The following is a 17,825-nucleotide window of genomic DNA, read 5'->3' on the forward strand; positions in this document are numbered from 1 at the left end:
AAGCACGGTGAGTTCGGGGGGTGACGAGCCGGTGGACTCGGATGGCGGAATTCGGCGGAAGTGAGGCGCCTGCTGCACTGCACGGCCGGTCCACCGGATCTGTCTGCCGCCGCGGGCCCCGTGGGAGGCGGTCGCTCGGCGTCGACCATGGTGGCAGAAGGGGTGGTGCCATGAAGGGGCCAACGGGCCTGGTCAGGGGTGGTTCGGGTGGCTTTTTCGGGCCTGACCTGGGCTTTCCGTACTTCTGGTGTGCTTGCTCACAGTGACCGTCCGGCATGCCGTCCGTAGTGGCGCGGGCCACAGTGGAGGGGCAAGGACTGCGGAGCGCGGAGGTGGTGCATGGACGGCGGAGTACGGGTCGATCTGCGGGGCAGGCAGGCGCTGGTGACCGGCGGGGCGCGGGGGCTGGGTGCGTCGATCACCCGGGCGCTGGCCGGTGCGGGGGCCTCCGTGCTGGTCGCGGACGTGCGCAAGGAGCTGGCGCGGGAGGTGTGCGAGGAGCTGGCGCAGGAGGGGCGGGACGCCCGGTTCGTGGAGCTGGACGTGACGGACGCGCGGGCGGTGGCCGAGGTGTTCCGGGAGCTGGAGCGGGACGGGCAGGCCGTGGACGTGCTGGTCAACAACGCGGCCGTGGACGTCTCGAAGCCGATCGAGCACCTCACGGCGGAGGAGGTGACCCGGGTGGTCACCACGAACCTGCTGGGGCCGATGTACCTGTGCCTGGAGACGTACCGCCGGATGGTGGCCCGGGGCGGTGGTCACATCGTGAACATCCTGTCGACGGCGTCGAACCGCACCTGGACGGAGGCCGGCCCGTACGCGGCCGGGAAGTCGGGTCTGCGGGCGTTCACGCACACGTTGTTCAAGGAGGCGCAGCGGGACTGCCCGGGCATCGGTGTGACGGGGGTCATCGCGGGCGGTATGGAGACGCCGTTCATCCTGGAGCGGTTCCCCGACGCCGACGTGTCGATGCTGCAGAGTCCGGACATCGTCGCGGACACGGTGCTGTACGCGTTGTCGGTTCCGGCGGGCAGCGCCGTGTCGGAGCTGGTGGTGGTGCCGCGCAAGGAGCCGTCCTGGCCGTGATCAGACCTTCTCGGGCGGGCGTCCGGTGCGCAGCATGTGCAGGACGGCCCGCTCGGCGGGTCCCTGGGTGGCGGGGGTGCCGTGGGTGCCCTCGTCCCCGAGGCGGGGCAGGGCGGCGGCGACGGTGACGCCCTCCTCGTACAGCTCGATGACGCGCGGGTTGATGTAGGAGGCCCGGCAGACGGCGGGGGTGTTGCCGAGGTAACCGGACACTTCGCGGGCCGCCCGGGCGATGGCGCGCTTGCGGGCGGTCTCGCTGCGCGCGACGGGTTCGGAGACGGCGAGGGCGACGGCCGCCATGACGGTGGCGTGCCAGGTGCGGAAGTCCTTGGCGGAGATCTCCAGCCCGGCGAGTTCCCTGAGGTAGGCGTTGACGTCCTCGCCGCTCACCTCGCGCCAGGTGGGCCGGTCCCAGTGGACGAGGAGCCGGTCCCCGCCGCCGCGGCGGCGCAGCAGGGCCGTGAGGGTGCGGCAGGCGGCGGGGTCGGCGACGGTCCGCACGATCTCCTTGCCGTGTTTGCCGTTGAACGAGAAGAGGACGGCGCCGGCCCGGCAGCTGGAGTGGTCGCGCCGCAGGGTGGTCAGGCCGTAGCTGTTGTTGAGTTCGGTGTAGCGGTCGCTGCCGATGCGGAAGAAGCCGAGGTCGAGCAGGCGGACGGCGGTGGCGAGGACGCGCCGCCGGGTGAGGCCGCGGTCGCCGAGGTGTGCCTCGACGGCTTCGCGGACGGCGGGGAGGCGTTCGGCGACGTCGAGGACGTGTTCGTGCTTGGCCTGTTCCTGTTCGGCGCGGAACTGGGGGTGGTACAGGTACTGGCGGCGTCCGGCGGTGTCGGTGCCGACGGCCTGGAGGTGGCCGTTGGGGCGGGTGCAGATCCAGACGTCCTGCCAGGCCGGCGGGATGACGAGGGCCTTGATGCGGGCGAGTTCCGCCGGGTCGCGCAGGGGCTGCCCCGAGGGGTCGAGGTAGCGGAAACCCCGGCCGTGGCGCTTGCGGCGGTAGCCGGGGTCGGTGGGGCGGCTGTGGTGCAGACGCAACGGATCCTCCTCGTCGGGACGCCGGACGCCGCGTGCGGTGGGGAATCCGCGTGGCTGGTGGTGGTCAGGCCGGCTTGAGCGGGTCGTGACCGATGTCCATCAGGCCGTGCCGCCAGTCGGTGCCGCCCGCCCGCGGGTCGAGGGACGGGTCGCGCTGGGAGCGGACGATCTCGCAGACCCGTTCCATGGCGCGTACGTCGTCCGGTGTGAGGTCGGTGCGGCGCTTGCCGAGGATGGCGAGGACGTGGCGGCCCAGGGGCTTCCCCGCGCGGTCGGGGACCTCTTCGGTCCGTTCGCCGGCCGCTTCGGTGCTGAGCCACTCCTGCAGTTCGCGCGAGGTCATGTTGACGACGGTGTGGAACTCCGCCCAGAGCGCGTCGTCGACCTGTTCGGACACTGCCATGGCGTACCTCCTCCGAAGCGTGTGGCCGTCTCCCGGGTTTCCGTCGCCGCCCCTGGTCAAACACGGTGGGGTCAGGGCGGGATGGGCTGCTCCGCCCAGATCGTCTTGCCGGTGGGGGTGTAGCGGGTGCCCCACTGCTGGGTCATCTGGGCGATGAGGAACAGGCCCCGGCCGCCTTCGTCGTCGCTGCCGGCCCGGCGGAGGTGGGGCGAGGTGTGGCCGGTGTCGGAGACCTCGCAGATGAGGGTGCGGTCGCGGATGAGCCGCAGCTGGATGGGGCCGGAGGCGTATCGGATGGCGTTGGTGACGAGTTCGCTGACGACGAGTTCGGTGGTGAAGGACAGTTCGCCGTCGAGTCCCCACGCGTCCACCTGTCCGGTGGCCAGGGCGCGGGCCCGGCCGACGGCCTCGGGGTCGTCGGCCAGGTCCCAGGCGGCGACCTCGTGGCTGTCGAGGGTGCGGGTGCGGACGAGAAGGAGCGCGGCGTCGTCGTCGACGGGGCCGGGCAGCAGGGTGCCGACGATCCGGTCGCACAGGTCGTCCAGCGGGCGGTGGTGTTCGGCGAGGACGCGGTGCAGCGCGTCGAGTTGGGCGTCGCGGTCGCTGGAACGGCCCTGGATCAGCCCGTCGGTGAACAGGGCGACGAGGCTGCCCTCGGCGAGGGTGAACTCGGCGCTCTCGAAGGGCAGTCCGCCCAGGCCGAGGGGCGGGCCCGCGGGGATGTCGGGGTGGCTGATCCGTCCGGTGGCGGGGTCGACGACGGACGGCAGCGGGCTGCCGGCGCGGGCCATGCTGCACCGTCCGGTGACCGGGTCGTACACGGCGTACAGGCAGGTGACGCCGAGGGCGGCGTCGTCGGGCTCGGCCTGGGTGGCGGTCTGCTCGTGGACGTCGTGGGTGATGAGTTCGTCGAGGCGGGTGAGGAGTTCGTCGGGCGGGAGGTCGAGCCGGGCGAGGGCGCGGACGCTGGTGCGGAGCCGGCCCATGGTGGCGGCGGCGCGGACGCCGTGGCCGACGACGTCGCCGACGACGAGGCCGACGCGGGTGCCGGGCAGGGCGATCACGTCGTACCAGTCGCCGCCGACGCCGGCCATGCTGTCGGCGGGCAGGTAGCGGTGGGCGACGTCCACGGCGGTGAGGCGGGGCAGGTGGCGGGGCAGCAGGCTGCGCTGGAGGGTGAGGGCCGCGGCGTGTTCACGGGTGTAGCGGCGGCCGTTGTCGATGCAGACGGCGGCGCGGGCCACGAGTTCGTCGGCGAGCGGCAGGTCGCCGGACTCGAACGGGTCGGGGTGTGCGTCGCGGCAGAAGGTCACGACGCCGAGGAAGGCGCCCTCGGTGCGCAGGGGTACGGCGAGGCGGGAGTGCGGGCCGTCGGTGTCGGGCGAGGTGTCGAGGACGGGGTGTCCGGCGGCCAGGCAGCGGGCCTGGAGGGAGCCCTCGGGGTAGTCGACGCCGTCCGGGCCGGAGCCGTGCGGCCGGTCCGCCGGGCCCTGCCACACCCGCACGACGCGTCCGGCCGTCAGTGTCTCGGCGGTCGGCTGGTCGCCCTCCAGGACGACGTCGAGAAGGTCGACGGTGATGCCGTCGGCGAACTGGGGGACGGCGACGGCGGAGAGCTCCTGTGCGGTGCGGGTCATGTCGAGGGAGGTGCCGACCCGACCGCCGGCCCGTACGAGGAGGTCCAGGCGCTGCTGGGCCAGGTAGCGGTCGGTGATGTCCACCGTCTCCTCGCACACGCCGAGGGGGCGGCCGTCGGCGTCCTGGAGCCGGTAGTAGGAGCAGGACCAGACGTGGTCGTGCTCGGGGTCGGCGGGCGGGCGGCCGCTGTAGTGCAGCTCTATGACGGGCTCGCCGGTGACGAGCACCTCGCGCATGGTCTCCTCCAGCGTGGCCGGGTAGCCGTCGGAGAGGATCTCGCCCCGGGCGACCATCTCGTCGGGGCCGAGGCCGGCGTACTGGAGGGTGCCCATCTCCTCGTAGAGGGCGTGGTTGGTCCAGACGACCCGCAGGTCGGTGTCGTAGATGGCGAGGCCGACGGGCGACTGGGTGGCCAGGCCGCGGAGCATGGACTGGAGGGCCTCCCACCGTTCCGTCTCGTCGGCGTCGGCGACGGCGAGCAGCCGGGCGGGGCCGGTGCCGTCGTGGGAGAGGGGGAGCGTGGCGGTCGCCACCCGGATGATGTGGCCGTCCCGGCGGCGCATGTGGAGCACCTTGTGCCGGGCCTGGGCGGCGCCGGGCAGGGGGGTGGCCAGGTGGTACTCGCCGGGGCGGTCCACGATGAAGGATCCGATGGGGCGGCCCACCGCCTCGTTCGCCGGGTAGCCCAGCAGGGCGTGGGCAGCCGGGCCCCAGCCGACGACCGTCCCGTCGGCGTCGAGGGCGGCCGTGGCCGCTTTCGTGACGTCGAGGGGGCCGCGGAAGTCGGCACCCTCGGCCGCGTACACCGCGCTCATGGCACCTGCCTTCTCCGTCTCCTCATGGTCGGTCGGCGTCCGGCGCCGCACAACCGCGCTCATGCCGTGCGGGGCCCGGGGCGGCCGTCCACGGCCGTCCGGGCGGCGAGGAGCAGGGCGATGTCGTCGGGCCGGTCCCCGGCGGGGGTCGCCTCGCGGATGAGCCGCTCGGCGGAGTCGGCGAGCGGGCACGTGCCGATGCCGGCGAGGGCGTGGCGCAGCCGCTCGATGCCGACGTCGATGTCGGTGCCCGGGCGCTCGACGAGCCCGTCCGTGTAGAGGGCGAGGATGTCGCCGGGGTCCAGCCGCACCTCGGTGACCGGGTAGGACGCCGAGGGGTCGATGCCGAGGACGACGCCGCCGGGGAGGTCGAGGACGTCCGTTGTGCCGTCCGGGTGACGCCGCAGGGGCGGGAGGTGGCCGGCGCGTACGGCGCGGGTGGTGCCGGTCGTCACGTCCAGGACGATGTAGCAGCAGGTGGCGAACTGGCCCACGTCGAGGTCGATGAGCAGCCGATTGGTTCCGCTCATCACCTCCTCGGGGTCGTGCTCGCTGAGCGCGAAGGCGCGGACGGCGCTGCGCAGCTGGCCCATGGTGGCGGCGGCGGCGACGCCGTGCCCCTGGACGTCGCCGATGACGAGGGCGATGCCGCGGCCGGTGTCGATGACGTCGTACCAGTCGCCGCCGATGTCCATGCCCTCGGTGCCGGGGAGGTAGCGGGCGGCGGTCTCGACGCCGGGGAGCTTCGGCAGGCGGTGCGGCAGGAGGGCGTCCTGGAGGCCCCGGGCGAGGGCCGCCTCGGAGTCGTAGCGCCGGGCGCGTTCGAGGGCCTGGGCGATGAGGCCGGCGAGGGCGGTGAGGACGGTGCGCTCCTCGGGGCTGAAGCCGCGGGGCTGGTCGAAGCCGAGGATGCAGGAGCCGACGGGGCGGCCGGAGGCGATGAGGGGGAGGAAGGCGCGGGCGCCGACGTGGGCGTCCATGGGGATGCCGGGGTAGGCGGCGGCCAGGTGCTCCATGGACTCGAAGAAGATCGGGCGGCCGGTGGTGAGGGTCTCGACGCCGGGCAGCCGGGCGTCGAGGGGGACGCCGTCGAACCGGTTGAGGAAGCCCTGGGGGAAGCCGGTCTCCCAGGCGAGGTGGAGGTGGCGTTCGTCGAGGAGGTAGATCGCCAGCTGGCGGCCGCCGAACGCGGGGAGGAGCTCCTCGGTGACGACGGCGGAGACCTGGCGGGCGGTGACGGCCTCGGTGAGCGCGATGGCGAGGGCGACGGGGCGGTAGAGCATGGACGCCCGGTCCGCCGGGGAGCCGAGTCCGGCGCCGGGCGCGGCGACGGATCCGGGGGCGTAGGCGGGCCGGTCGGTGGCGGTGAGCGTCATGGTGACGCCCTCGTGGCCCGGGTAGAGGGTGACGGAGAGCCACCGCCCGCCGTCGCGGCGGGCCTGGAACTGTACGGGTTCGTCGGAGAGCAGCGCGGCGCGGAAGTGGTCCTCGTGGGCGGGCCTGCCGAACCAGGGCAGGGCGTCCCACAGCACCTGCCCGACCAGTTCGGGCCGGCCGCGGCCGAGGAGGGTCTCGGCGCTGCGGCTGGCGAACATGATCCGCCCGAGCCGGTCCAGCGAGCAGACCCCGCCAGGCAGCCGGTCGGCGCCGGCGGCCACGACGGGGCCGACGCCCGGTTCCACCAGGGCCCCGTGGAGGCCGTTCTCCGTGCGCGTCACCTCCAGGAGGCACGGCCGGCCGTCGAGGGCCCGCAGCCAGATGCGGCGGCTGCGGGGCCGGCCGGAGTCGGCGACCTGGCGGGCGACGGTCCACAGCCCGTACGCGTCCTCCGGTGCGAGCAGCGCGGCGAGCGTGTCGACGCCGGTGGCGTCCGGCCTTCCGGGGCCCTCCGCGTCCGTGTGGGGGTGCGTGTGGGGCTGTGTGGGCGGGTGGGGGTGCCCGGGTCCGTCCTCGGGGTCCTGGCCGCCCGGTTCCCGGGGGGCGTCCGGCGCCGCGCCGGTGGCGGTGCCGGGGTCGTGGCCGCCGGTGCCCCGGGGCGGGGTGGCCGCGCCCCGCAGGATGGTGTGGAGGGGGCCGTCCATGGTGAGGGCCCCGGTGTCGGGGTCCCAGTGGAGGTGGCCGGTGCGGACGGGCGGGGTGTCGCCGGCGGGGAGCTGGACGTTGACGGGCGGGCCGTCCCAGACGACGGGGGCGCCGCGGGCGGTGAGGTCGGCGAGTTTCTCGGAGAGGCGTTGCGCGGTGTGCCGCATGCGTTGCCGGTCGGCGGGGTCGACCGGCCGGCCGGGGGTGGCCGCGCGGAGGACCACGAGCACCCCGAAGGCGTCGCGGCCGTGCGTGACCGGCTCGTACAGCGAGCCGAACGGGTAGGGCAGGCCCGCCATGAGCTGGGGGAAGCGGCGCATCGCGTCCTCGGCGTCGGCGAGGTGGATCGAGGTGCCGTACCGGTGGGACTCGGCCACCGGGAAGGGGCGGTTGGTGTGCATGCGCCACCAGGGGCGGAACAGCCGGGCGGGCAGTCCGGCGAGCGCGGCCAGCCGCAGCAGGCCCGGGGTGCCGGCGCGCAGGTAGACGCCGCCCGCGAAGGCGCCGGTGGCCTCGACGGCGTCCACCGTCGCGGCCGCCAGCTCCAGGGTCAGCCGGTCCGGCGGGCCCTGGGCGGTCCCGGTGCCGTTGCTGTGCGCATTGCCTGGCATGTCCCAGCCTCACTGAGCGGGGTGGTCCGGCGCGCCGTCGTGGTGGAGGCGCGGTGCCGGGGCACACAGCCAGCATGCTCCCGAGCGCCCGCGTCGTGCACGTCGGTGCTCGTCGTGCACGTCGGGACTCCCGGAGGGGGTCGCACCGGTTGAGCTATGTTGAGCGCAATAAGGACAAGAAGGAGGCCCACGGGTGCCATCAGGGCAGCAGGCACGCGCGCAGGCGGCTGCGATCACGCCGGGCAGGCCGTCCCCCACGGAGGAGTCGGCCCCCGCTGTTCCCATGGACCGGGTCATGGCGCTGTTCGGCGGCCACCGGCTGTCGCCCGCCCAACGCCGCATCGCCCAGTACATGATCGACCACCTGACGGAGGCGGCGTTCCTGTCGATCACGGACCTGGCGGAGCGCGTCGGCGTCAGCCAGCCGTCGGTGACGCGGTTCGCGACGTCGCTCGGGTACAGCGGGTTCCCCGCGCTGCGGGAGGCGCTGCAGCCCATCGCGCTGAGCGCGGTGGCCGGTACGCCGGACACCCGTGAGGAGATCCGCCGCAACGAGCTGCAGGCGGCGATCGACGCGGAGATCGAGAACCTGGAGCACCTGCGCCGCCTGGTCGCCGATCCGAGCCAGATCCTGGACGTCGGCAGCGAGTTGGCCGCTTCGGTGCCCTTGACGGTCCTGGGTCTGCGCATCTCGGTGTCGCTGGCGGAGTACTTCGCGTACGCGGCCCGGCGCATCCACCCGGACGTGCGGTTGGTGACGCGGGGCGGCAGCGTCGCCTACGACGCGCTGCTGCAGTCCCGGGAGGCGGGCGGGACGTGGGTGCTGGCCTTCGCCATGCCGAGGCACGCGCACGAGACGCTCTCCACGATGCGGGCGGCCCGCCGGGCCGGTCTGCGCATCGCGCTGATCACCGACCTGACGCTCGGGCCGCTGGTGGAGGAGGCGGACGTGGCGCTGACCGCGGGGACCGGGTCGCGGCTGGTCTTCGACTCGTACGCGGCGCCGGGCGTCCTGGCGGCATCGGTGCTCCAGGCGATGGCGGACGCCAACCCGGAGCGGACGCAGCTGCGGCTGGAGGGGTACGAGCAGGCCGCCGAGCAGCACAACTTCTTCCTCGACGACTGAGTCCGCATCCGGCGTGTTCCCCCCGCCCCACAAGGGCATTTTCAGACATTTACACACCGAGAGCCGCATGAAATTTTTCATACGCTTGCTTACTCGACGGTAAATATATTTACTGCTCGGACACCCCGGTGCAACACACCGGGGGAACGAGCAGAACACCGGTGTGACGGCGCTCCCTCCTCGCGCCGCCCCTGGTGTTCCGGCCGGGCGCTCCGCACTCCCCGCGGACACCCGTGGCGGCCCCGGTCAACCCCTGGGCCGGGGCCGCCGAAAGTCCACCCTCAGGTGGCGGTGACCGCCGTGGAGACCGCGGCCGTGGACACCGCCGCCGTGGCGGCCGCCGTCGCGGAGGCCACCGTGGCCGTCGCCGCCGAGGCGGTGGCGGCCAGCCGGGCCCGCGCGGCGGCCAGTGCCTGGTCCAGGTGCCGCGTTCCGGTGGTCACGCAGAGCGTGTACGCGACATCGTCGAGCCGTCGCTTCAGGTCGGGCGCGAGGGCCGGCTCCCGGGAGGCGGTGCACAGGGATTCGTAACGGGCCACGAGCTCACGAAGCACCGCGGGATGCGCCAACAGCATGAACGTACCTGCCTTTCCCACGCCACGAAGCAAGGAGAGAGGGGACGCCGATGCCTTCTCCGGGCCGGCCTCCCCGGGACCGGGCGATGCGCCGGTCCCCGGACCGGGACGCCCTCCCGCACATGGATGTGCCCGCGCTCTCCGGTCCTCACACGACATTGTGATGCAACCGTGACGGATCCGCGCTGCGTGGGGTGAAAGGGCACCTGTGCTCCATTGTCGTGACATGGACCGCGGCGCCGGTAACCCGTTCCGGCACGGGGGTACGCCTCCGACCATGGCTGTGAACCCCATCGAAATGCAGAAGGCCCTCGGCGGCGTCAACTACCCGGCGTCGAAGAAGGACATCGTCGATCAGGCGTCGAAGCACAAGGCCGGCCAGGAGGTCATGAAGGCCCTGGACTCCCTGCCCGACAAGGAGTACGAGTCCCCCGCCGCGATCAACAAGGAGGTCGGCAGGGGCGACTGACACCCGTCCCGCCCGGCCCGCCCCACTCCCCCACCGCCCCGTCCCCGCAGCCCGGGTGACGGGGCGGACGCATGCCCGCCCGCGGGCGGCGGCTCACCCGAGTGGACGGCGTGGGGCTGTGCACCCGGCGCCCTCGCGCTCCACTGGCTGGACAGGGCGAAGTCCGCCGCCCTGTCCAGGCAACCCCGGTGGCCCCATGGCCATCCTCCCTATGCGGCGGCCCGAACTCCCGGACGCCGCCCCGCACACCAGTGCATGGAGTGAGCAGCCCATGGTCCAAATGTCGGTCGTCGTCCCCTGCTTCGACGAGAGCGAGGTCGTCGACGCCTTCCACACCGCGCTCGTCGCCGCCCTCGAACCGACCGGCGTGACCTTCGAGGTCGCCTACGTCGACGACGGCAGCGGCGACCGGACCGTGGAGCGGCTGCGGTACCTGGCGGCGGTCGACCCGCGCGTGCGCTACACGTCCTTCAGCCGGAACTTCGGCAAGGAGTCGGCGCTGCTCGCGGGGATGCGGATGGCCCGGGGCGAGGTGGTCGTGCTCATGGACGCCGACCTCCAGCACCCGCCGGAACTGCTCCCCCGCATGCTGGAGCTGCACCGGCACGGCTACGACCAGGTCGTCGCCCGGCGCGACCGCACCGGCGAGGGCGCCGTGCGGACCGCGCTCAGCCGCGCCTACTACCGCCTGGTGCGCCGGTTCATGGACGTCGAGATCGTCGACGGCGCCGGCGACTTCCGGCTGCTGTCGCGCCGCGCGGTCGACTCCCTGCTGTCGCTGCCGGAGAGCAACCGCTTCTCCAAGGGCCTGTTCTCCTGGATCGGGTTCGACACCGTCAGCTTCACGTACCAGAACGTGGAGCGGGCCGCCGGGCGCTCCAAGTGGGGTGGCCGCCGGCTGCTCAACTACGGCATCGACGGGCTGCTGTCCTTCAACAGCCGGCCGCTGCGGCTGGCCATCCACACCGGGCTGTGGCTGTTCCTGTCCGCGCTCGTCTACGCGCTGTGGATCATCGCCAACGCGGTCCTCGACGGGGTCGACACCCCCGGCTACGCGACCCTCATCACCGCCATCGTCGGGCTCAGCGGCATCCAGCTCGCGACGCTCGGCGTCATCGGCGAGTACGTGGGGCGGATCTACCACGAGGCGAAACGGCGCCCGCACTACGTGGTGCGGGAGACCGACCGGTCGGCGGCCGTCCACCGGCACGACCCCCGGGACGTGCCGCTGGAGCCCGCGGGACGGGCGCGGCCGAAGCCGTGAAGCCCGCCGTCCTCCGGCAGTTCGTCTCCTTCTGCCTCATCGGGCTGGCGAACACCGCCGTCTACTTCGGGGTGTACGCCGCGCTCAACGTCTGGCTGCCCTACCTGGCCGCCCACGTCGTCGGGTACGCGGTGAGCGTCGTCGGCTCGTTCCTGCTGAACTCGTACGTCACCGTCCGCACCCGGCCCACCTGGCGGGCCTTCGCCCGCTATCCCCTGTCGGGCGCGGCGAACGCCGTGGGCAGCGGAATCCTGCTGCACCTCGGCGTCAGCCGGCTGGGCATGGACGAGAACGCCGCGGCGATCGCCGCCGGGCTCCTCGTCACGCCGCTCTCCTTCGTCCTGGCCCGCTGGGCCATCACCTCCGGGGCGGCCGCCACCCGCCGCTCCGCGGCGCGGCGGCCGCCCGGGGAGGAGCGGGTCACGGAAGGCGCGTCCCGCGAGTGACCCGGTCAAGCCGGTAGTAGTCGGCCACGCACTGGGCGGGCCAGATCCGGGTGCCGTTCGCGCTGAACGGCTCCAGCATCCCGCTCACCGACACCGGGGTGTACGGCAGCACCCTGGCGCCCTCGGCCGCCCGCTCCCGCAGCCACCGGTCCTGGCGGTCCCACTTCTGCGCCCGCACCCGCATGTCGTGGCCCAGTTCGTACAGCGGGGCGGCGAGCCCCAGGACGGTGACGGCGCAGAGGGCGGCGGCGAGGCCGGTGACGGCGCCCGTGGCGGCGCCGCGCAGCCGCAGCGCCCGCCCGAGGAACGCGCCGGCGGCGACCAGCAGCAGCACGTACAGCAGGAGGTAGTCGTTCCAGGTGCGGGCGGCCGTCACCACGCGGGGGCCGAAGACCGGGTAGGTGATGACCGTGCACAGGTAGCCGGAGACCAGGAAGGCGGCCGCCCCGAGGCCGGTCAGCAGCAGCGGCCGGCACGGCAGCAGGACCCGCCGCCCGCGGGGGCCGGGGCGGCGGGAGGCGAGCAGGCCGAGGAGCACTCCGGCGGCGACGGCCCCGGCGTACTGCCAGGTGGTCAGCACCGTCTCCAGGATGCGGACGTACCCGCGCAGCGAGGCGATCAGCGATTCGGGGGCGAGCATGGAGGTGGTCTCCGCGCCGAACCGTTCGCGCCGGTTGCGCGAGCCGGGGGAGGTCACCAGCAGGAGCGTGCCGGCGGCGACGCCGGCCATGCCGGCGAGGCACCAGCCGCGGGCGAACGCCCTGGCCCGTTCGGTGAAGAGCCGGCCGGCGAAGAGCACGACGCCGGAGAGCACCACCAGGGCCACCACGGACGCCTCCTCGGAGAGGGTGCCCATGAACACGCCCGCGAGCACGACGACGACGAGGGCGGCGATCCGGCCGCGCCGGCCGCGGGAGCGCAGCAGCGGGATCGCCGCGGCGCAGGCGAGGACGGGGGCGAGGGTGTGCGAGACGGACGCGGCGGGCCAGTAGAACGTCTTGTACGTGTTGGGCGTGGCGAACAGGAACACCGCCGTGATCATGGCGGCGACGAGCAGCGGCACCCCGCGCGGCACGCGCTGCCCGGCCCGGCGCAGCAGCGCCGCGGTCAGCGCCCACAGCAGGCCGAGGACGAGGGCGCCGCTGACCAGGCCGTACCACTGGTGCCCGGCGACGGGGAACTTCGCGTACAGCCCGACGAGCAGTCCGTTGCCGACGCGTCCGTTGTCGGTGAAGTAGAACCGGCCGACCAGCCCCGAGACGCCCTCGTCGCGCACGACGGGCAGGAAGCACCACTCGTCGGCGCTGGGTCTGACGTACCGGCCGAGCCAGGCGGCGGCGGCGAGCAGGCCAAGCGGCAGCAGGGCCAGGCCCGTCGTCCACGCGGCCGTCCGGGACCCGCGCGCCTCGCCGCCCTCCTCCTCGTGGGCGGACCCGGGTCCTCCGCCCGGGTCCGGGGGGACGGTGACACTCGATGCGCCGACGGCCATGTCTTCTTCACTGCCTCTCGGGAAACCACTGGTACGCCACCGAAGAGGTGTTTCGGGGCGGTGCCGTTGTCCGCGCGCCGGGCCCGATTCGGCGAGGTGTGGGCTGTCTCCCACTCGACCGGCTGCCGGGGGTGCGCGCAACCGGCCGTCGTCCGGACGGCTCACGTGCGCAGCGCGGTCACCATCCGGCACCGGGGCGCCCCGTCGGGGCCGCGGCCGAACTCCTCCAGCGGGGCCAGTTCCACCCGGAAGCCGGTGCGGGTGAGTTCGGCGACCACGTCGGTGAGGCGGAAGGTGCGGTAGTACATGATGAACCGCGGCCGCCACAGCAGGTTGCGCACCCGCATGGCGGCGTCGAACGCCCACATCTCCCAGTAGGGGCGGGAGCCGACCGGGGGCGGGGCGGGGAGGGGGAAGACGAACCGGCCGCCGGGGCGCAGCGCCCGGTGCACACCGGCGAACAGGGCGGGGCGTTCGGCCGGGAGGAAGTGCCCGAATGCGCCGAAGCTCACGGCCAGGTCGAAGGCGGGCCCGAAGGGCAGGGCGCGGGCGTCGGCGCGCACCCAGTGGACCTCGGGGGAGCCGGCGGGCGTCCGCGCGTGGGCGGCGCGGGCGCGGGCGAGCATGCCGGCGCTGAAGTCGGTGCCGGTGACGTGCTCGCGGCACAGCTCGCGCAGCACGCCGACGCCGGCCCCGGTGCCGCAGCACACGTCGAGTCCGGCGCGGAACGGTCCCAGCGGCCGCAGCGCGCCGGTGACGGCGCCGAGCACCCGGTCGGAGGTGCGGTAGGGGGTGTGGTCGAACTTGGGGGCCAGCAGGTCGTAGCCGGTCCGGGTCGAGGAGAGCGCCTGGGTGGCGAGTTCGCGGAACGTCGGGCCGTGCGGGGTGGACATGGTCCCCTCTCGGGTCGGGCCGGGGCGTCAGAGGAGGCCGGCGTTGAAGACGTCGAACGGCAGGGTCCCGGTGCCGTCACCGGTCGCCCCGGCGCCCGGGAGCGGGAGCTCGGCCCAGATGACCTTCCCCTGGGCGGTGTACCTGGTGCCCCAGCGTTCGGCCAGCTGGGCGACGAGGAAGAGCCCGCGGCCGCCCTCGTCGGTGGTGGCGGCGTACCGCAGGTGGGGCGAGGTGCTGTTGTTGTCGGCGACTTCGCAGGTCAGGCCGCGGTCGTGGAGGAGGCGTACGCGGACGGGGGCGGCGCCGTAGCGGATGGCGTTGGTGATGAGCTCGCTGAGGATCAGTTCGGCGGCGAAGGACAGGTCGTCCAGGCCCCATTCGGCGAGCTTGCGCACGGCGGCGGAGCGGATGCCGCCGACGGCGCCGGGGTGGAAGGGCACGTCCCAGTCGGCGACGCGGTCGGGGCCGAGGGCGCGGGTGCGGGCGACGAGGAGGGCCACGTCGTCCTTGGGGTGGGCGGGGAGCAGGGCGTCGAGGACCAGGCGGCAGCGTTCCTCGGGGCCGGCGGCGGGCCTGCCGAGGGCCTCGCGGAGCAGTTCGATGCCCACGTCGATGTCGCGGGTGCGGTCCTCGATCAGGCCGTCGGTGTAGAACACGATCTGGCTGCCCTCGGCGAGTTCCAGTTCGCGGGTCTCGAAGGGTATGCCGCCCAGGCCGAGCGGCGGGCCGGCCGGGAGGTCGGGGAACTCGACGTCGCCGCCGGGGTGGACCAGCGCGGGCAGCGGGTGTCCGGCGCGGGCCATGGAGCAGCGCCGGGAGACGGGGTCGTACACCGCGTACAGGCAGGTGGCGCCGGTCATGCCGGCGCCGCCGCCGGCGTCGTCCTCGTCCTGGTCGATGCGGCCGACGAGGTCGTCGAGGCGGCCGAGGAGTTCGTCGGGCGGCAGGTCGAGGGTGGAGAAGTTGTGCACCGCGGTGCGCAGCCGGCCCATGGTGGCGGCCGCGTGCAGGCCGTGTCCGACGACGTCGCCGACGACGAGAGCGACCCGGCTGCCGGGCAGCGGGATGACGTCGAACCAGTCGCCGCCGACGCCGGACTGGGCGGGCAGGTAGCGGTGGGCCACCTCCAGGGCGCTCTGTTCGGGAAGGGCGCGGGGCAGCAGGCTGCGCTGGAGGGTGACGGCCATGGCGTGCTCGCGGGTGTAGCGGCGGGCGTTGTCGATGCTCACGGCGGCGCGGGCGACGAGTTCCTCGGCCAGTTCGAGGTCCTCGTCCTCGAAGGGTTCCGGCTTCTCCATGCGCCAGAAGTTGGCGACGCCGAGGACGACGCCGCGGGCCTTGAGGGGGACGGCGATGAGGGAGTGGATGCCGTACTCGACGATGCGGCCGGCCCGCTCGGGGTCCTGGGCCTGCCAGCCAAGGGCCTCGGAGAGGTGGGGGACGAGTTCGGCCCGGCCGCTGCCGAAGCCGCGTGCCTGCGGTGTGGAGGGTACGAAGCCAATCATTTTGCCGCGCGGGTAGAGCGGGTGGTCGTCGCGGATGCCGGCGACGGCGGTGCGGCGCATGTCGGCGGCCGTGCCGCTGGGCTCCTCGCCGCGCAGGACGGGGTCGGCGAGGTCGACGGTGACGAAGTCGGCGAAGCGCTGGACGGTGACCTCGGCGAGTTCCTCGGCGGTGCGGACGACGTCCAGGGTGGTGCCGATGCCGACGCCCGCGTCATACAGCAGGTTGAGGCGCCTGCGGGCGCCCTCGGCGCGGCCGGTGAGGGAGCGCAGCTCGGTGGTGTCGCGGATGGTGGCGACGGTCCCTGCGGGGCCGCCGTGCCGGTCGGTGTGGCGCTGGTTGACGGCGAGCAGCCGGTCGGCGGCGGGGACGACCTCGTCGGTGGCGACGCGCCCGGAGCAGAGCAGGTCGGCCATGCCGGGGTCGAGGCCGGGCAGGTCGCGGACGCTGCGGCCCTCCGCGTCGGGGGGCAGTTGCAGCAGCCGTTCGGCCTCGTCGTTGGCGAGCAGCAGCTTGCCGTCGCCGCCGATGATGACGACGCCCTCGCGCACCGCGTGGAGCACGGCGTCGTGGTGCTCGTAGACCCTGGTCATCTCGGTGGGGCCGAGGCCGTGCGTCTGGCGGCGCAGCCGGCGTGCGACGAGGGCGGTGCCGGCGGTGGCGACGGCGAGCCCGGCGGCGCTGGTGGCGAGGATGACGGGCAGCTGGCGCTCGACGACGCCGGTCACGTTGCGGACTTCCAGGCCGGCGGAGACGAGGCCGATGATCGCGTCGTCGGAGCCCCTGACGGGTACGACGGCCTGTACTTCCTCACCGAGGGGGCCGTCGACGCTCTCGGTGATGACCTCGCCCTGGAGGGCCGGTTCGATGGTGCCGACGAACTTCCCGCCGATGCGCTCCGGCTGGGGGTGGGTGTAGCGGATGCCGTTGGTGTCCATCACGACGATGAAGTCGACCCCGGCCGCCCTGCGGGCCTCTTCGGTCAGGGGCTGGAGGACGCTCGACGGGTCCGGGTCGTTCTCCAGGGTGTCCTCGAGGCCCGGGGAGTGGGCGAACGTCTCCGCCACCGCGATGGAGCGGTTGCGGGCCTCCCGGTCGCTGTCGCTGCGCGACTGGAGGAGGAGTGCCAGGACCGCTCCCAGCACCAGCAGGAGGACGAGCGCCACCTGCAGGACGAAGACCTGCCCTGCGACGCTCCGTGGGAGCCTTCCGGCCAGTGACCGGACCGAGACGCCCCGGAATCGGTCGAAGAAGTGGACCACGCTCCCCTTTCTAACACCGTAAGGCCCGTGGCGACCATGAGTGACCGCCGGTCGCCGGACGGCGACGCAGGGTGTGCGGCCCCCGGGGTGCCCGACGGCGCGCGCGGGCGGGGGAATCCATCGTTCACCCATGGCCCGTCCATGGGTCCGCCATCGGTGGGCCAACAGGGATCAAACCCGAACGGTCGCGGAGGTGCCGGCCCTAGGTTTGCTCGACGTGACGACGCCTTCCGTCGGTGGCGCGGCGGCCCTCGCGGTCCCCGCTCCCCCGCCCTCAGCTGCCCCGTCCGCCTCGGTGACCACGCGTCGCCCGCCGCCGGCCCCGGGACCGGTGACGGCCGCGGTCGGGACCCCGGCCGCCGGGCGCGGCCGCCGGGCGATGCTGCGCGCGGCGCTCGGCGGCACGGCGGCCGCCGTGGGGGCCGGGCTGGGGGCCGGGCTGGGTCTCGCCCCGGCACCGGCGGTGGCGGCGCCGCGGACCGGCGGGGGGCGTCCCACGACCCCCGCGGCGGCGCTGCGCGAGCTGGCGCGCGGCAACGGGCGGTGGCGGGCGGAGCACCAGGCCCATCCGCACGAGGGCGCCACCGACCGGGTGGCGGCCGTGTCGGGGCAGCATCCGTTCGCGCTGATCCTCGGCTGCATCGACTCCCGCGTCCCGCCGGAGCTGGTCTTCGACCAGGGCCTCGGCGACCTGATGACGGTCCGGTCGGCGGGCGAGGTGCTGGACGAGGCGGTGCTCGGCAGCATCGCGTACGGCGTCCTGGAGCTGGGGATACCGCTGGTCATGGTGCTGGGCCACCAGTCGTGCGGGGCGGTCGCGGCAGCGGTGCGGGCGGAGGAGAGCGGCGAGCGGCCGCCGGCCCACATCGACTACATCGCCGACCGGATACGGCCGGTGATCGACCACGGCCACACGGGGCCCGCGCGGATCGACGCGACGATCACGGCGAACGTACGGCATGTGCGGGGGCTGCTGGCGGCCGAGCCGGACCTGGCGGCCCGGGTGGCGGCGGGCCGGCTGGCCATCGTGGGTGCGCGGTACGAGCTGGGCAGCCAGCGGGTGCACCGGGTCGCCTAGGGCGTGTCCTGCGGCCCCTGGCGGTCCGGCCGGGGGGGGGCGGGGCCAT

Annotated in this window: 14 protein-coding genes; 6 read left to right on the plus strand and 8 right to left on the minus strand. The window is 74.1% G+C overall.

Going from position 1 to position 17,825, the window contains the following annotated elements; all coding sequences use genetic code 11:
- Positions 1-339: 339 nt before the first annotated feature.
- Positions 340-1,086 (plus strand): SDR family oxidoreductase, encoded by a 747-nt coding sequence (locus A4V12_RS20300; RefSeq protein WP_064070763.1) that lies wholly within the window; start codon positions 340-342, stop codon positions 1,084-1,086.
- On the opposite strand, the gene A4V12_RS20305 is transcribed toward A4V12_RS20300, so the two are convergent.
- From A4V12_RS20305 to A4V12_RS20320, 4 genes are all read right to left on the minus strand, one after another.
- Positions 1,087-2,121 (minus strand): DNA topoisomerase IB, encoded by a 1,035-nt coding sequence (locus A4V12_RS20305; RefSeq protein WP_064070764.1) that lies wholly within the window; start codon positions 2,119-2,121, stop codon positions 1,087-1,089.
- Positions 2,122-2,185: 64 nt separating this feature from the next.
- The gene (locus A4V12_RS20310) at positions 2,186-2,524 is read right to left on the minus strand and encodes a DUF3140 domain-containing protein (protein WP_064070765.1); all 339 of its coding nucleotides are present in this window, start codon (positions 2,522-2,524) and stop codon (positions 2,186-2,188) included.
- 71 nt (positions 2,525-2,595) lie between these two features.
- Positions 2,596-4,977 carry a SpoIIE family protein phosphatase gene (locus tag A4V12_RS20315; RefSeq protein ID WP_064070959.1) on the minus strand — a complete coding sequence of 794 codons (2,382 nt, stop codon included), beginning with the start codon at positions 4,975-4,977 and terminating at the stop codon, positions 2,596-2,598.
- Positions 4,978-5,036: 59 nt separating this feature from the next.
- Positions 5,037-7,670: a SpoIIE family protein phosphatase gene (locus A4V12_RS20320; protein ID WP_234372258.1), complete on the minus strand. Its 2,634-nt coding sequence runs from the start codon at positions 7,668-7,670 to the stop codon at positions 5,037-5,039.
- 193 nt (positions 7,671-7,863) lie between these two features.
- Here A4V12_RS20320 and A4V12_RS20325 point away from each other — a divergent pair, with 193 nt between their 5' ends.
- Positions 7,864-8,796, plus strand: a complete 933-nt coding sequence (locus A4V12_RS20325; protein ID WP_064070766.1) for a MurR/RpiR family transcriptional regulator — start codon at positions 7,864-7,866, stop codon at positions 8,794-8,796.
- Positions 8,797-9,077: 281 nt separating this feature from the next.
- Here the strand turns inward: A4V12_RS20325 and A4V12_RS20330 are convergent, their stop codons facing one another.
- Positions 9,078-9,371 (minus strand): DUF5133 domain-containing protein, encoded by a 294-nt coding sequence (locus tag A4V12_RS20330; protein ID WP_064070767.1) that lies wholly within the window; start codon positions 9,369-9,371, stop codon positions 9,078-9,080.
- Positions 9,372-9,648: 277 nt separating this feature from the next.
- Between A4V12_RS20330 and A4V12_RS20335 the strand changes: the two genes are divergently transcribed.
- The 3 genes from A4V12_RS20335 (at position 9,649) to A4V12_RS35350 (ending at position 11,550) form a co-directional block, all read left to right on the plus strand.
- Positions 9,649-9,840 (plus strand): DUF2795 domain-containing protein, encoded by a 192-nt coding sequence (locus tag A4V12_RS20335; RefSeq protein ID WP_064070960.1) that lies wholly within the window; start codon positions 9,649-9,651, stop codon positions 9,838-9,840.
- 271 nt (positions 9,841-10,111) lie between these two features.
- Entirely contained in the window at positions 10,112-11,104 is a 993-nt protein-coding gene (locus A4V12_RS20340; RefSeq protein ID WP_079137172.1) for a glycosyltransferase family 2 protein, read from the plus strand.
- The gene (locus tag A4V12_RS35350; RefSeq protein WP_079137173.1) at positions 11,101-11,550 is read left to right on the plus strand and encodes a GtrA family protein; all 450 of its coding nucleotides are present in this window, start codon (positions 11,101-11,103) and stop codon (positions 11,548-11,550) included. The genes A4V12_RS20340 and A4V12_RS35350 overlap by 4 nt, the downstream gene beginning before the upstream one ends.
- Here A4V12_RS35350 and A4V12_RS20345 read toward each other — a convergent pair.
- From A4V12_RS20345 to A4V12_RS20355, 3 genes are all read right to left on the minus strand, one after another.
- Positions 11,525-13,039 (minus strand): DUF6056 family protein, encoded by a 1,515-nt coding sequence (locus tag A4V12_RS20345; RefSeq protein ID WP_064070768.1) that lies wholly within the window; start codon positions 13,037-13,039, stop codon positions 11,525-11,527. The two genes, A4V12_RS35350 and A4V12_RS20345, sit on opposite strands and share 26 nt — an antisense overlap.
- Before the next feature lie 161 nt (positions 13,040-13,200).
- The gene (locus A4V12_RS20350; RefSeq protein ID WP_064070769.1) at positions 13,201-13,932 is read right to left on the minus strand and encodes a class I SAM-dependent methyltransferase; all 732 of its coding nucleotides are present in this window, start codon (positions 13,930-13,932) and stop codon (positions 13,201-13,203) included.
- A gap of 27 nt (positions 13,933-13,959) precedes the next feature.
- Positions 13,960-16,830, minus strand: coding sequence for a SpoIIE family protein phosphatase (locus A4V12_RS20355; RefSeq protein ID WP_079137174.1), 2,871 nt, complete (start codon positions 16,828-16,830; stop codon positions 13,960-13,962).
- Between the two features lie 247 nt (positions 16,831-17,077).
- Between A4V12_RS20355 and A4V12_RS20360 the strand changes: the two genes are divergently transcribed.
- A complete protein-coding gene (locus tag A4V12_RS20360) occupies positions 17,078-17,776 on the plus strand; it encodes a carbonic anhydrase (RefSeq protein WP_107415465.1) in 699 nt (232 codons plus the stop codon).
- The last annotated feature ends 49 nt before the right edge of the window (positions 17,777-17,825 follow it).

Source organism: Streptomyces noursei (assembly GCF_001646665.1).
GTDB lineage: Bacteria > Actinomycetota > Actinomycetes > Streptomycetales > Streptomycetaceae > Streptomyces > Streptomyces lavendulocolor.

What these genes read in the sequence shown, in the direction of transcription:
- A4V12_RS20300 (WP_064070763.1), top strand. Translation starts at nt 340, where the DNA reads ATGGACGGCGGAGTACGGGTCGATCTGCGGGGCAGGCAGGCGCTGGTG.
- A4V12_RS20310 (WP_064070765.1), bottom strand. Translation starts at nt 2,524, where the DNA reads ATGGCAGTGTCCGAACAGGTCGACGACGCGCTCTGGGCGGAGTTCCAC.
- A4V12_RS20315 (WP_064070959.1), bottom strand. Translation starts at nt 4,977, where the DNA reads ATGAGCGCGGTGTACGCGGCCGAGGGTGCCGACTTCCGCGGCCCCCTC.
- A4V12_RS20320 (WP_234372258.1), bottom strand. Translation starts at nt 7,670, where the DNA reads ATGCCAGGCAATGCGCACAGCAACGGCACCGGGACCGCCCAGGGCCCG.
- A4V12_RS20330 (WP_064070767.1), bottom strand. Translation starts at nt 9,371, where the DNA reads ATGCTGTTGGCGCATCCCGCGGTGCTTCGTGAGCTCGTGGCCCGTTAC.
- A4V12_RS20335 (WP_064070960.1), top strand. Translation starts at nt 9,649, where the DNA reads ATGGCTGTGAACCCCATCGAAATGCAGAAGGCCCTCGGCGGCGTCAAC.
- A4V12_RS20340 (WP_079137172.1), top strand. Translation starts at nt 10,112, where the DNA reads ATGGTCCAAATGTCGGTCGTCGTCCCCTGCTTCGACGAGAGCGAGGTC.
- A4V12_RS20345 (WP_064070768.1), bottom strand. Translation starts at nt 13,039, where the DNA reads ATGGCCGTCGGCGCATCGAGTGTCACCGTCCCCCCGGACCCGGGCGGA.
- A4V12_RS20350 (WP_064070769.1), bottom strand. Translation starts at nt 13,932, where the DNA reads ATGTCCACCCCGCACGGCCCGACGTTCCGCGAACTCGCCACCCAGGCG.
- A4V12_RS20355 (WP_079137174.1), bottom strand. Translation starts at nt 16,830, where the DNA reads ATGGGTGAACGATGGATTCCCCCGCCCGCGCGCGCCGTCGGGCACCCC.
- A4V12_RS20360 (WP_107415465.1), top strand. Translation starts at nt 17,078, where the DNA reads ATGCTGCGCGCGGCGCTCGGCGGCACGGCGGCCGCCGTGGGGGCCGGG.